Origin of the sequence: Stenotrophomonas sp. FSL W7-1447 (assembly GCF_037966425.1) — a bacterium.
In the GTDB taxonomy this organism is placed as follows: Bacteria; Pseudomonadota; Gammaproteobacteria; order Xanthomonadales; family Xanthomonadaceae; genus Stenotrophomonas; species Stenotrophomonas pavanii.
Window position 1 is genome coordinate 2,939,266 of sequence record NZ_CP150199.1, and the last position, 12,358, is coordinate 2,951,623.

The window sequence follows — 12,358 nt, forward strand, 5'->3', positions numbered from 1 at the left end:
TATTCTCGCACGTGAAGGGCGTTTGCCCAAGACCACCTTGCCCCTGCCCTTCGCATCCGGCACGGTGGGGGCCTTCACCGCACCCGGAGCCGCCATGGCCCATCTCGATCTGGCCAACCTGCGCACCTGCCTGCTGGACGATACCCAGCTGGCCGCTTTGGCCCTGCACCGCACCTTCGCCGGGCACCTGCCGGTCAGCAGCGGGCAGCTGGTGGTCTGCGATCCGCTGGTCCAGGCCGAGGCGCCTGCGCTGGCCGACTACACCGCCCCGCTGGGCCGGCACCCGGTCGAAATCATCGTGCACAGCGGCCGCCCGGCGTTGGCCGTGGTCTGGTTCAAGCCCCGCGAAGCTCTTGCCGCGACCGCCCTGCACTGGCAGATGGCGCGCTGGACCACGCAGGACCTGACCGGCCTGGATGAGGACAGCTTCATCGGCTACCCGGTCGACGCCGGCATCGGTTGTTTCATGGATACCGACACCCAGCAGGCGCTGCTGGCCCTGATCGAACAGGCCGATGGCGACGAAGAGAGTGAATGGTCGGATGCACTGATCGACCACGATGGCCTGGACGAAGGCGCCGAGTACCGCCCCTGGGGGGAGGACTCGCCGCACGGCCTGGTGGTGTTCACCAGCGGCTGGGGCGACGGCGTCTATCCCAGCTACTGGGCGCTGGATACGTCCGGCATTCCGGTCGCCCTGGTCACCGATTTCCTGTGCATCGAGGGTGGCGATGGGCGCGACGAGCGCGAGATTGCCGACCAGGCCTATCGCGACAACCTGCCAGCTGCAAAAGCCGAGGCGCTGGCACGACTGGTGGCCGCCGTCGAACGAGACGACACGGAGGCATTGCAGGACCTGCTGAAGGATGCGCCGCAGCGCGCCAACCAGATCGAACCGGGCTGCGGCGGCACCGCCCTGTACGAGGCGATCCGCCTGGACCGCCCGCAGGCATTGCGGGTGCTGCTACAGGGCGGCGCATTGCCGGCGATGCCCGAGCGCCTGCACATGAGCAAGGTGACCGGCTATCTGGACTACGCGCGGTTCCTGAAGAAGCCACGCAGCGCAGAGTTGATGGCGGTGCTGGAAGCGCCGGTCGTTGCGGCCGAACCGCCACCGGCCGCAGCGCGACGCCGCAGTTTCTGGGACCGGCTGTTCGGCCGGAACTGATCAGCTGGAAAACAGCAACGCCGGGCATGGCCCGGCGCTACCGTTCAGCTCTCTCAGCCGGCATCCACCGCCAGCGCACCCAGTGCACTGGCCTTGATCCGCTCCTTGGCCTTTTCACAGGCGCCACCGCAATCCAGGCGCGAGGCCTCCAGCTGCGGCGGCAGGTGCTCGGCCAGGAAGTCGATGAACACGCGCACCGCCGGCAGCAGGCCGCGGCGCGAGGCGAACACGGCGTGGCATACGCCCTGCGGCAGCGACCAGTCCGGCAGCACCACTTCCAGCTCGCCGTTGCGCACGGCGTCGGCGCACACGGTTTCCGGCAGCATGGTGATGCCGAAACCGTCCTTCACCATGCTCTGCAGCAGGGGGAAGTCGAAGCCGGCCACGCGCGGCTGCAGGTCGACCCGGCGCACTTCGCCTTCCGGGCCATGCAGCTCCCAGCGCTGGCGGGCTTCGTCTTCGCTGATGCTGAGGGTGACGTGCTGGGTCAGCTCTTCCGGGTCCTTGGGGCGGCCGGCGCGGTCCAGGTACTTCGGGCTGGCCACCAGAAGTTCCTGCACCTGGCCGAAGCTGCGCATCACCAGGCTGCCGTCATCGTCCAGGCGCGAACGCACGCGCAGGGCCACGTCGTAGCCTTCATTGATGATGTCCACGCGGCGGTTGCTGATGTTCAGCTGCAGCCGCACCTTCGGGTACTGCTCCAGGAACTTGGGCAGCAGCTTGGGCAGCTGCATCTGCGCCAGTGACACCGGCACGCTGGCGCGCACCACGCCGCGCGGTTCCGCACTGAGGCGGTCCACCACTTCGCGCGCGGCCTGGGCCTCGGCCAGCATCGTCTGCGCATGGCGGTGCACGCTGGTGCCGACGTCGGTGACCGCGAAACGGCGCGTGGAGCGCTGCAGCAGGCGCACGCCCAGGTCGGTTTCCAGCTGGCTGATGCGGCGGCTCAGTCGCGACTTGGGAATACCCAGCGCGCGCTCGGCAGCGGCGAACCCGCCGTGGTCGACCACCATCGCGAAGTAGTACAGATCATTCAGGTCATGCATGCCCGAGTTCCATATCTAGAACAATACGTGGCATTCAACCACCTTTATTCCGCCTTTGCAACAACCTATCGTTCTCTCCGTCGGCGGGGCACCCCCGCCCCTTCCTCCCAGAACATAGGTGACTGCCATGAAGCTTCTGCATCTCGACGCCAGCGTGCTTGGCGACAACTCCGTCTCGCGGCAGCTGTCGGCCGCCGTGGTCGCCCGTTTCACCGGCCAGATCGATGGCCTGCAGGTCGATTATCGCGATCTTGACGCCAATCCGGTACCGCACCTGCGCAGCAGCTCGCTGGCCAAGACCGACGCCGCCGAGGCGACCGATGCTGAACAGGTGATGCAGCAGTTCCTGGAGGCCGACATCGTGGTGATCGGCGCGCCGATGTACAACTTCAGCATCCCGTCCACGCTGAAGGCCTGGATCGACCGCGTGGCCGTGGCCGGCCGCACCTTCAAGTACACCGAGAACGGCCCGGTGGGCCTGGCCGGTGGCAAGCGGGTGATCATCGCCAGCAGTCGAGGCGGCATCTACACCGACTCGCCGGCCGACTTCCAGGAGCCGTTCCTGCGCCAGGTGTTCGCCTTCATGGGCATCAACGAGGTCGAGTTCGTGCGCGCCGAGGGCATCGCCTACTCGCCGCAGCACCGCGAGGACGCCATCGCCGGTGCACTGGCAGCACTGCCGTCGCACGAAGCGGCCGAAGCCGTCGCTGCGTAACGCGTTCCAACGTTCGGCGCCCCTCTCTCCTCGTCTGGGCGCTGAACGCGGGCCTGGATCCCCTCCCCCTCCTGGCCCACCCTGGCGGCCCCGCTTTGCGGGGCCGTTTTTTTGTGGCGTCCGGCCTGGGGTCTGCGCCATCCACGCATGGCGTGGATCTGCTGCACGCGTGCGTGGAATCCGTGCCATGCGCGGCGCTCACCAGAACGGTAGGCTGGGGCGATGGATTACATCGTGACGGCTGCGCACCGCAGCGAATTTCCGGAACCGATCACACTTAGCCGCGGCCAGGCACTGGTAGTGGGCGAACGCCATGAAGGCCCGGAGGGCTGGGACGACTGGTTCCTGTGCGAGGCCGAGGGGCAGCAACCCGGATTCGTGCCGGCGCCGGTGATCGGCCGCGATGCGCAGGGTGGCGCGTTTGCCACGCAGGATTACTGCGCGCGGGAGCTGGATGTGGATCCAGGGCAGGTGCTGCGCGGGATGCGCACGCTCAATGGCTGGGCATGGTGCGTGCCGGAGACCGGCGAACCGGGATGGGTGCCGCTGGAGAAGCTGCGCGCTGTGGAATGATCACGGTGGTTCATCCACGCATGGCGTGGATCTACTGTGGCATCGGCGAATTCATGCCGGGCGCGTGCAACATCCTCCAGTAGATCCACGCCATGCGTGGATGCGGTGCCACGCAAGCATGGCACCTACCCGGTCAGGGAATCAGGCGATGGTTTCCAGGCCACCCATGTACGGGCGCAGGGCTTCCGGCACGGTGATGCTGCCGTCGGCGTTCTGGTAGTTCTCCATCACTGCGATCATCGCGCGGCCGACGGCCACGCCCGAGCCGTTCAGCGTGTGCACCAGCTCCGGCTTGCCGGTGGCCGGGTTGCGCCAGCGCGCCTGCATGCGGCGGGCCTGGAAGTCACCACAGTTCGAGCACGAGGAAATCTCGCGGTAGGTTTCCTGCGACGGCAGCCAGACTTCCAGGTCGTAGGTCTTCACTGCCGAGAAGCCCATGTCACCGGTGCACAGCAGCACCTTGCGGTACGGCAGGCCCAGCTTTTCCAGCACCACTTCGGCGCACCGGGTCATGCGCTGGTGTTCGGCGTCGCTGTCTTCCGGGCGGCTGATCGAGACCAGCTCGACCTTCTCGAACTGGTGCTGGCGGATCATGCCGCGCACGTCGCGGCCACCGCTGCCAGCCTCGGCACGGAAGCACATCGAGTGGGCGGTCATGCGCAGCGGCAGGCGCTCGGCGTCCACGATCTCGTCGCGCACGATGTTGGTCAGCGGCACTTCCGAGGTCGGGATCAGGTACCGCGTGGAGTCGCCCACGGCGGTCTTGAACAGGTCGTCCTCGAATTTCGGCAGCTGGCTGGTGCCGCGCAGCGAATCGGCGTTGACCAGCAGCGGCACGTTGGTTTCCTCGTAGCCGTGCTCGCCGGTGTGCAGGTCGACCATGAACTGGGCCAGAGCGCGGTGCAGGCGCGCGATCGGGCCGCGCAGGACGGTGAAGCGCGAACCGGACAGCTTGGCCGCGGTCTCGCCGTCCAGCCAGCCGTTGCGGGCGCCCAGTTCGACGTGGTCGAGCACCTTGAAATCGAACTGGCGCGGGGTACCCCAGCGCGCCTGCTCGACGTTGTCGTTCTCGTCGGCACCGGCCGGCACGTCATCGGCCGGCAGGTTCGGAATGCCCATCGAGATCGCTTCGATCTTCTCGCGCAGCTCGTCCAGCGCCACTTCCGAGGCCTTCAACTCGTCGGCGAAGGCAGCGACCTCGGCCATGATCGCCGAGACGTCCTCGCCCTTGGCCTTGGCCTGGCCGATGGCCTTGGAGCGGCTGTTGCGCAGGCTCTGCAGTTCCTGGGTCCGCACCTGGATGCGCTTGCGATCCGCCTCCAGGGCCTCCAGGGCAGACACGTCGAGCTCGAAGCCGCGGCTGGTGCGCAGGCGTTCAGCGAGGTCGGCGGGCTGGTGGCGGAGCAGGGCTGGATCAAGCATGGCAGGTGTCGTGGTGGGTGTCAGGAACGGGATTATCGCCTGTTATACGGATTTCTGCCGCCCGGTTCATTCCCGCCGTGGCAGAATCGAGCCATTCCGTACTGGTCCGGTCCATGTCTGCACCCCGCTCGTCGTCCTCCAAGTCGTTCACTGTGCATATCCCGCGCAACGCCCTGAAGATCGCCGGCATCGCCTTCGGCGTGGGCGTGCTGCTGTTCGTACTGGTGTGGTTGACCGGTCGCGACAAGGAGTTCTTCCGCGCCGACCCGGCCGCGCAGACCCCGCAGGAGACCGCGCAGGTCCAGCCGCTGCCCGAACCGCTGGCGGCGGCTGCCGGTTCCAGCGACATGCCCGATGCCAAGCCGGCCCCGGTCGAGGAAGACGCCCCGAAGCTGGTCGAAACCGCCCCGCCGCCGCCGGCGCCCATCGCTGAACCGGCCCCGGCCGCGCCGACCCCTGCGCCAGCCACCACCGGCAACAGCCAGCCGATGCCGATTGCCGGCCAGTCGCCGCCGCCGACCTATCCGGCCGCCGCCCTGCGCGCGGGCGAGACGGGCAGCGTGGTGGTACGCGTGGACGTGGATGCCACCGGCTATCCGAACAATGCCACCGTGATCCAGCGCAGCGGCTCACGCGAGCTCGACCGCGCCGCGACCGATGCCGTGCGGCGCTGGCGCTTCACCCCGGCGCAGAGCAACGGCCAGCCCGTACCGGGCAGCATTGAAGTGCCGTTCGACTTCAAGACCCAGTAACTGAACGTTTCCCGGCAGGCAAACTGAACCCTGCCGGTGACGTTGACGCAACGCTGACACTTGTCGCCGCCGCCCCGCGCAACACTCTGCCCGTCGTCCATTGACGGAAGGAGTTTGCGATGACCGCCACCACCCACGAAGACCTTCACTCGCCGCAGCTGCAGCAGGAATCCGGCCCGCAGCACAGGACCACGTCGCCCTGGATGTGGATCGCGCTGATCGTGGCGATGTTTGCCGCCGCCCTGCTCTGGCTGCGTCACGCGAACCCGGAAGACGTAGCACCTGCACCGGTCGGCGAGCGCATGCTGCCCACGCCCGAACAGGCGCCGGTGGCCGACACGCAGGCGCCCGCCGCCCGCCAGGCCGCGCCGGCCAGCGACCCGCGCCAGCCCGCTCCTGCCGTGCGCAATCGCGAGGCACGTCCGCTGGCGGGCAACATCAAGCCGACCTACCCCGCCGCCGCACTGCGCAATGGCGTCCAGGGCAGCGTGATCGCCAGCCTGAATGTCGATACCCGCGGCCAGGTCACCCGTGCAGCGATCGTTTCGCGCACCGGCGAGCGCAGCCGTGACCTGGATCGCGCTGTGTTGAGCGCCGTGCAGAACTGGAAGTTCCAGCCGGCGATGCATGAGGGCCGTGCAGTGGCCAGTGTGGTGCGGGTCCCGGTGGATTTCCGTACCGAGCAGCGTTGATCGCGGACGAGGGGTTCGTGATGTTTAGACGGAGGCTTCGGCCTCCGTCCTTTTAGCTGGAGAGGCGTGCCAACCAAGGTTGGCACCTACCGGGCGATGTGAGCGTGCCAACCCAGGTTGGCACCTACCGGGCAATGCGATCCGCCGGGCATGGCCCGGCGGCCGCGATGCCGCTCAGGCCAGGTTGAACCCGGCGCTGCGGGCCAGGCCGTCGAAGTCCGGGAAGGAGGTGGCGACGTTGGCGATGTCGTTGATGCGCACTTCGCCCTCACTGATCTGTCCAGCAATGGCAAACGCCATGGCGATGCGATGATCACCGTGGCTTTCAATGGTGCCGCTGCCCAGGCGCACGCCGCCGTGCAGGGTGGCGCCGTCTTCGGTCTCGTCCACCTGCATGCCCAGCGCGCGCAGGCCAGTGGCCATCGCGGCAAGACGATCGGATTCCTTCACCCGCAGTTCGGCCGCGCCGCTGACCACGGTCTGGCCCTCGGCAGCGGCGGCGGCCACGAACAACGCCGGGAACTCGTCGATCATGTCGGGCACCAGTGCTTCGGGAATACGCGCGCCCTTCAGGGGGGCGTAGCGCACCACCAGATCGGCCACCGGCTCACCGCCCTGCTCGGCCAGATTCTCTTCGGAGATGTCCGCCCCCATCAGGCGCAGCGCGTGCAGCAGGCCGGTGCGACGCGGGTTCAGGCCGACCTGCTTCAGGCGCAGCTCGGAACCGGGAATGATGCTGGCGGCGACCAGGTAGAACGCGGCCGAGGAAAAATCGGCCGGCACCACGATGTCGGTGGCGCGCAGGCGCTGGCCGCCCCGCAGGCGGGCCTTGCCCGGCGAGAACTCGATGTCCACGCCGAACGCGGACAGCATGCGCTCGGTGTAGTCGCGGGTCGGGTGTGGTTCCACCACGCGGGTTTCGCCCTGCGCGTACAGGCCGGCCAGCAGCACGGCCGACTTGATCTGTGCGCTGGCCACCGGCGAGGCGAAGTCGATGCCGTGCAGCGTCTGGCCACCATGCACGTGCAGCGGCGGTGTGCCGTCGTCCTGGGTATCGATCCTTGCGCCCATCTGCGACAGCGGGCCAGTGACGCGACGCATCGGGCGGCCGGACAGCGACTCGTCGCCGATCAGCGTGCAGTCGAACGCCTGCCCGGCCAGCAGGCCAGCCAGCAGCCGCATGCCGGTGCCGGCATTGCCGCAATCCAGCGGTGCATCCGGCGCCTTCAGGCCGTCGATGCCGACGCCATGCACGATGCGCTGCGACGGGCTGGGGGTTTCGATGCGCACCCCCAGCTGGCTGAAGATGCGCGCCGTCGCGCGGGTGTCCTCGCCTTCCAGGAAGCCCTCGATATGCGAAGTGCCATCGGCCAGTGCGGCGAACATCACCGAGCGGTGCGAGACCGACTTGTCGCCGGGAATGGTCAGGCTGCCCTGCAGCGGCTGGCCCTTGCGGGCGATCCAGTGTTGCGCGTTGCTCATCGTTCGATCATTCCGTAAACGCCGGCAACGCCGGCGATGCATCAGGGAGCGGCGGCCAGGACCACCGCAGCAGCACTCAGGGCACGGCCACCGGATAGGAGCCCAGCACCTTGATCTGTGCCGAGTGCGCTTCCAGTTCGGCCAGTGCCGCCTGCATCGGCGCGTCATCGATATGGCCGGCCAGGTCGATGAAGAAGCCGTACTCCCACTTGCCGTGGTGCGACGGCCGTGACTCGATGCGGTTCATGCTGATGCCATGGCGGGCGAACGGGCTGAGCACGTCGAACAGCGCACCGGGCTTGTCATGGATGAACACCAGCACGGACGTACGGTCGTGGCCGGAGGTCGGGAAGATGTTGCGGCCCACCACCAGGAAGCGGGTGGTGTTGTCGGCATCGTTCTGGATCGGCTTGGTGACCACCTTCTTCAGGCCATACACGTGGCCGGCGCTCTCGCCGCCGATGGCAGCCGCGTCGTCGGCGTTGCGCGCGCGACGCGCACCCTCGGCGTTGCTCGACACCGGGATCTTTTCGGCCTTCGGCAGGTTGGCGCGCAGCCAGGCCGAGGTCTGCATGAACGACTGCGGATGTGCGTAGATGCGCTCGATGTCCTCGATGCGGCCGCTGCGCGACATCAGGAACTGCTGCACGCGCAGTTCCACTTCGCCACAGATCTTCAGGTTGGAGGTCAGGAACATGTCCAGGGTGATCTGGATGGTGCCCTGCCCGGAATTTTCCACCGGCACCACGCCGAAATCGGCGTTGCCCGCTTCCACTTCCTGGAACACCTCTTCGATGCTGGCCATCGGCAGGCCCAGCGCCGAGCGGCCGAAGTGCTTGAGCACGGCCTGCTGGCTGAAGGTGCCTTCCGGGCCGAGGTAGCCGATCTTCAGCGGCTCCTGCTGGGCCAGGCAGGCCGACATGATCTCGCGATAGACATGCACCAGCAGCTCGTCGCTGAGCGGGCCTTCATTGCGGTCCACCACCATGCGCAGCACCTGCGCTTCGCGCTCGGGGCGATAGTAGTCGACAGCGGCGGCGAGCTTGCCCTTGGCCTTGCCGACCTGGTGGGCGAAACGCGCGCGCTCGGCGATCAGGCTCTGGATGTCGCGGTCGATCTGGTCGATCTTCGAGCGCACATCGGCCAGCGCCAGCGGCGCCAGGGTCGGCGCCGGGTTCGAGGCGGCCTTGGCCTTGCCCTTCGCCTTGGTGGGCGCGCTGTCCTTGGCCGGTTCGGCCTTCTTCGGCGCCTTCTTGCTCGATTTGCTGCTTGCCATCGGAATTCCTTGTTGCGGGGCACGCACCCGACGGTGCGCGCCGTTCATTGCTCAACCGTGACGCTGCTGGAAATCGGCCATGAAAGCGACCAGCGCCTCGGCCCCGGCCAGCGGCATGGCGTTGTACAGCGAGGCACGGATGCCCCCGACCACCTTGTGCCCCTTCAGCGCCAGCAGGCCGGCGGCCTTGGCTTCGGCGACGAAACGGGCATCCAGTTCGGCATAGGGCAGGAAGAACGGGATGTTCATCCGCGAGCGTGCCGCATGCGCGACCTCGTTGCGGTAGAAGCCGCCAGAGCCGTCGATGGCGCCGTACACCAGTGCCGCCTTGGCGGCATTGCGCCTGGCGAATTCGGCCACGCCGCCTTCGGCCAGCATCCACTTGAACACCAGGCCGGCCAGGTACCAGTTCCAGGTCGGCGGGGTGTTGAGCATCGAATCGCGGGCGACGTGCGAGCGGTAATCGAAGATGTCCGCGCGCGGCTGGCCAGTGCGCTCGAGCAGATCGCGGCGGACGATCATCACTGCGATGCCGACCGGGCCCAGGTTCTTCTGCGCGCCGGCATAAATCACACCGTAGCGGCGTACATCCAGCGGCTCGCTGGCGATGGACGAGCTGAAGTCCGCCACCAGCGGCACATCGCCGGTATCCGGCGCATCACGGAACTCGACGCCGTGGATGGTCTCGTTGGCGGTGATGTGCACATAGGCGGCGTCGGGCGAGAGCTGCCAGTCGGCGCGGGGCGGCAGCATGCGGTAGCCGTCGGGCTCGCTGCTGGCGGCAATGTTGACGTCGACGTAGATGCCGGCCTGCTTGACCGCAGTCTTTCCCCAATGGCCACTGACCACGTAGTCGGCGCGCTGGCCGGGGCGGGCGAAGTTGAGCGGGATCAGCGCCTGCTGGGTGGTGGCACCACCGGACAGGAACAGCACCGCGTAGTCGTCGGGGATATCGAGCAGGCGGCGCAGGTCGGCCTCGGCCTCGGCGGCCACGGACATGAATTCCGCGCCGCGATGGCTCATTTCCACGATCGAGGCACCACTACCGTGCCAGTCCAGCATTTCCGCCTGCGCCTGGCGCAGGACCGATTCCGGCAAGGTTGCAGGGCCGGCACTGAAGTTGAACGCGCGCGTCATGTCACACCTGTGGGGCAAGACCCCTAGTATGCCGCAGTGCACCAGCCTTGCGGCCTTGTGTGGCAAGGGAAATTTGGTTTCATTGGAATCCATCGCCCGCCAGCATGACGCCGGTAGCCGCCGACCCTGGTCGGCGTACGCTGTCAGGCGTCATGGTCACCGGAGGAGCGTGCCGACCAAGGTCGGCACCCACCAAGAGCGGGGAAATGAACGCCGTCCCGGTGGCGCACAGGCCATGCCCGGTCGGTTCAGATCAGCGCGCGCCGAACCAGAGCAGCAGGCTGAGCAGTGCGGCCAGCAGCAGCGCACTGACCAGCAGCCACGGCCAGCGCCGGACCTTGCGTGGCGCAGCCGGCATCACTGGCGCCTGCTCGGCCTCGTGGCTGGCGTCGTCCTCGACCGGCTGCGACCGCCGCCGCGGGTCGTGCGGCACTTCCAGCACGAAACGGTGCTGGCCATCGAACACCACCTGGTCGCCGGCCTGCAGCCAGCAATGGCGCACGGCCACGCCATTGACGCGGGTGCCGTCGGCACTGCCGAGGTCGCGCAGCAGTACGCGCTCGCCGTGCACTTCCACCCGCGCATGCTGTTCGGCGAAAGCCGGATCGTCGATGGCGATGTCGGCGTCGTTGCCGCGGCCGATCAGGCGGGCCCGCGACAGGGTGAAACTGCGGCCATGGTGGAGTCCACCGACGCCGCGCAGCAGCCGCTGCTGCTCGTCGCTGCCGTCATCGTTGTTCGGCGCAGGCGCCTGCAGCAGGCTCTCGACCTCGCCCTGCAGGACCATCTCCACACCATCCACGTATACCGCATCGCCTGCACGCAACAGCGCCATCCGGCGCACCGGCCGACCGTTCACGTGGATGCCGCGGATACCGTTGCCGACCTGCAGCCAGAGGCCGCGATCGTCCATGCAGAACTGCGCCAGCAACAGCGCGCCGTGACCGGCATCGCCCAGCCGCACGCTGCCGTTGGCCTGGCGCACGATGCGCTGCACCCCGGGCCGCAGCGGCTGGTCGGGCTGTTGTTGTTGACTGAAGTGAACAAGCAGGTTCTGCACGCGGCGCAGCCTAGCAGGTTGGCCGCCAACGAAGAAGAACCTGCGATGAGTGCTTGGCGCGGACGCCCCCGATGCGCACAATGCTCGCCCCTCTCTGATCATCCCCGCCCAGCGCCAGGAGCCTGCATGTCCACCATCGATGTCCGCCACGCCCACGCCCTGCCCGACGCACAGGCGCGCGCCGCGATCGAACAGGTCGCCGCCAAGCTGTCCGAGCGCTTCGGCCTGAAGTCGTCCTGGACCGCCGATGTGCTGAACTTCTCCGGCAGCGGCGTGGACGGCGCGATCGAACTGCAGCCGGGCGCTGTGCGCGTGACCGCCAAGCTGGGCTTCCTGCTGTCGGCAATGAAGGGCATGGTCGAAGGCGAGATCCAGCGCGTGCTGAAGGAAAAGCTGGGCTGAATCCTGGCGGCGGCCATCACGGCCGTGCAACGCCACCGCGCGCTACTCTCGGGGCAGGCCCAACTCCCACGGGAAGTGCGATGAACCACTACGAGAACGACGACCGCCGCAACGACGACGCCTCTTTCGGTGACCAGGCCGAGCGCTTCTCGCGCAAGCTCAGCGACTCGGCGCAGCAGGTCTGGCTGGCCGGGCTGGGCGCCCTCGGCCGCGCCCAGGCCGAAGGCAGCCGCTTCTTTGATGGCCTGGTGAAGGAAGGCGAAGCCTGGGAAGCCCGCCGCCGTGAACGCAGCAGCGAACAGGACCCTGGCTGGCGCGACAACGTGGAATCGTCCCTGGATGAAGCCCGCGAAAAGGCCTCGGGCACCTGGAACAAGGTCGAGAAGGCCTTCGATGACCAGGTGCAGGGCGTGCTCAAGCGGCTGCATGTGCCCACGGCCGACGAAGTCACCGCGCTCGAAGCCCGCATCGATGCCCTGCACGCGCGCCTGGCCAGGCTGGAAAACCGGGCAGCGTCGGGTACCGACGCCCCTGCACCGGGCAGCCATCAGTCGCCGGACAGCATTCCCTGAGCGCAATTGTTGCAATGCAATAAATTTTGATTGACAATCGCGAGCAACCCGCCAATCGCTT

The 12,358-nt window shown here is 67.7% G+C and carries 13 protein-coding genes; 7 read left to right on the forward strand and 6 right to left on the reverse strand.

Annotated features, from left to right (window positions below):
- The first annotated feature begins 94 nt into the window (after positions 1-94).
- Positions 95-1,168, forward strand: coding sequence for a DUF4241 domain-containing protein (locus NSQ78_RS13860; protein WP_064238807.1), 1,074 nt, complete (start codon positions 95-97; stop codon positions 1,166-1,168).
- Positions 1,169-1,221: 53 nt separating this feature from the next.
- On the opposite strand, the gene NSQ78_RS13865 is transcribed toward NSQ78_RS13860, so the two are convergent.
- Positions 1,222-2,214, reverse strand: coding sequence for a LysR family transcriptional regulator (locus NSQ78_RS13865; RefSeq protein ID WP_005410175.1), 993 nt, complete (start codon positions 2,212-2,214; stop codon positions 1,222-1,224).
- 127 nt (positions 2,215-2,341) lie between these two features.
- Between NSQ78_RS13865 and NSQ78_RS13870 the strand changes: the two genes are divergently transcribed.
- The gene (locus NSQ78_RS13870; protein WP_049471397.1) at positions 2,342-2,929 is read left to right on the forward strand and encodes an NAD(P)H-dependent oxidoreductase; all 588 of its coding nucleotides are present in this window, start codon (positions 2,342-2,344) and stop codon (positions 2,927-2,929) included.
- Positions 2,930-3,151: 222 nt separating this feature from the next.
- The gene (locus tag NSQ78_RS13875; RefSeq protein WP_064238808.1) at positions 3,152-3,502 is read left to right on the forward strand and encodes a ligand-binding protein SH3; all 351 of its coding nucleotides are present in this window, start codon (positions 3,152-3,154) and stop codon (positions 3,500-3,502) included.
- Positions 3,503-3,643: 141 nt separating this feature from the next.
- On the opposite strand, the gene serS is transcribed toward NSQ78_RS13875, so the two are convergent.
- Positions 3,644-4,924 carry a serine--tRNA ligase gene (serS, locus tag NSQ78_RS13880; protein ID WP_049471400.1) on the reverse strand — a complete coding sequence of 427 codons (1,281 nt, stop codon included), beginning with the start codon at positions 4,922-4,924 and terminating at the stop codon, positions 3,644-3,646.
- A gap of 113 nt (positions 4,925-5,037) precedes the next feature.
- Here serS and NSQ78_RS13885 point away from each other — a divergent pair, with 113 nt between their 5' ends.
- Together NSQ78_RS13885 and NSQ78_RS13890 are read left to right on the forward strand one after the other, a co-directional pair.
- A complete protein-coding gene (locus NSQ78_RS13885; protein ID WP_064238809.1) occupies positions 5,038-5,676 on the forward strand; it encodes an energy transducer TonB in 639 nt (212 codons plus the stop codon).
- Between the two features lie 119 nt (positions 5,677-5,795).
- Entirely contained in the window at positions 5,796-6,368 is a 573-nt protein-coding gene (locus NSQ78_RS13890; RefSeq protein WP_064238810.1) for an energy transducer TonB, read from the forward strand.
- Positions 6,369-6,542: 174 nt separating this feature from the next.
- Here the strand turns inward: NSQ78_RS13890 and aroA are convergent, their stop codons facing one another.
- From aroA to NSQ78_RS13910, 4 genes are all read right to left on the reverse strand, one after another.
- Entirely contained in the window at positions 6,543-7,850 is a 1,308-nt protein-coding gene (gene aroA, locus NSQ78_RS13895) for a 3-phosphoshikimate 1-carboxyvinyltransferase (RefSeq protein WP_064238811.1), read from the reverse strand.
- A 76-nt stretch (positions 7,851-7,926) separates the two neighbouring features.
- Positions 7,927-9,126: a prephenate dehydratase gene (gene pheA / locus NSQ78_RS13900; protein WP_049471406.1), complete on the reverse strand. Its 1,200-nt coding sequence runs from the start codon at positions 9,124-9,126 to the stop codon at positions 7,927-7,929.
- Positions 9,127-9,177: 51 nt separating this feature from the next.
- Positions 9,178-10,263 (reverse strand): 3-phosphoserine/phosphohydroxythreonine transaminase, encoded by a 1,086-nt coding sequence (gene serC, locus NSQ78_RS13905; RefSeq protein WP_064238812.1) that lies wholly within the window; start codon positions 10,261-10,263, stop codon positions 9,178-9,180.
- 253 nt (positions 10,264-10,516) lie between these two features.
- Positions 10,517-11,323 (reverse strand): FHA domain-containing protein, encoded by an 807-nt coding sequence (locus NSQ78_RS13910; protein WP_057493181.1) that lies wholly within the window; start codon positions 11,321-11,323, stop codon positions 10,517-10,519.
- Between the two features lie 126 nt (positions 11,324-11,449).
- Here NSQ78_RS13910 and NSQ78_RS13915 point away from each other — a divergent pair, with 126 nt between their 5' ends.
- Both NSQ78_RS13915 and NSQ78_RS13920 read left to right on the forward strand, forming a co-directional pair.
- Positions 11,450-11,725 carry a polyhydroxyalkanoic acid system family protein gene (locus NSQ78_RS13915; protein ID WP_005417302.1) on the forward strand — a complete coding sequence of 92 codons (276 nt, stop codon included), beginning with the start codon at positions 11,450-11,452 and terminating at the stop codon, positions 11,723-11,725.
- Between the two features lie 80 nt (positions 11,726-11,805).
- Positions 11,806-12,297, forward strand: a complete 492-nt coding sequence (locus NSQ78_RS13920) for a phasin family protein (RefSeq protein ID WP_064238813.1) — start codon at positions 11,806-11,808, stop codon at positions 12,295-12,297.
- Positions 12,298-12,358 lie beyond the last annotated feature (61 nt).

What these genes read in the sequence shown, in the direction of transcription:
- pheA (WP_049471406.1), bottom strand. Translation starts at nt 9,126, where the DNA reads ATGGCAAGCAGCAAATCGAGCAAGAAGGCGCCGAAGAAGGCCGAACCG.
- NSQ78_RS13875 (WP_064238808.1), top strand. Translation starts at nt 3,152, where the DNA reads ATGGATTACATCGTGACGGCTGCGCACCGCAGCGAATTTCCGGAACCG.
- NSQ78_RS13865 (WP_005410175.1), bottom strand. Translation starts at nt 2,214, where the DNA reads ATGCATGACCTGAATGATCTGTACTACTTCGCGATGGTGGTCGACCAC.
- NSQ78_RS13870 (WP_049471397.1), top strand. Translation starts at nt 2,342, where the DNA reads ATGAAGCTTCTGCATCTCGACGCCAGCGTGCTTGGCGACAACTCCGTC.
- NSQ78_RS13890 (WP_064238810.1), top strand. Translation starts at nt 5,796, where the DNA reads ATGACCGCCACCACCCACGAAGACCTTCACTCGCCGCAGCTGCAGCAG.
- NSQ78_RS13860 (WP_064238807.1), top strand. Translation starts at nt 95, where the DNA reads ATGGCCCATCTCGATCTGGCCAACCTGCGCACCTGCCTGCTGGACGAT.
- serS (WP_049471400.1), bottom strand. Translation starts at nt 4,924, where the DNA reads ATGCTTGATCCAGCCCTGCTCCGCCACCAGCCCGCCGACCTCGCTGAA.
- serC (WP_064238812.1), bottom strand. Translation starts at nt 10,263, where the DNA reads ATGACGCGCGCGTTCAACTTCAGTGCCGGCCCTGCAACCTTGCCGGAA.
- NSQ78_RS13915 (WP_005417302.1), top strand. Translation starts at nt 11,450, where the DNA reads ATGTCCACCATCGATGTCCGCCACGCCCACGCCCTGCCCGACGCACAG.
- NSQ78_RS13885 (WP_064238809.1), top strand. Translation starts at nt 5,038, where the DNA reads ATGTCTGCACCCCGCTCGTCGTCCTCCAAGTCGTTCACTGTGCATATC.
- aroA (WP_064238811.1), bottom strand. Translation starts at nt 7,850, where the DNA reads ATGAGCAACGCGCAACACTGGATCGCCCGCAAGGGCCAGCCGCTGCAG.
- NSQ78_RS13920 (WP_064238813.1), top strand. Translation starts at nt 11,806, where the DNA reads ATGAACCACTACGAGAACGACGACCGCCGCAACGACGACGCCTCTTTC.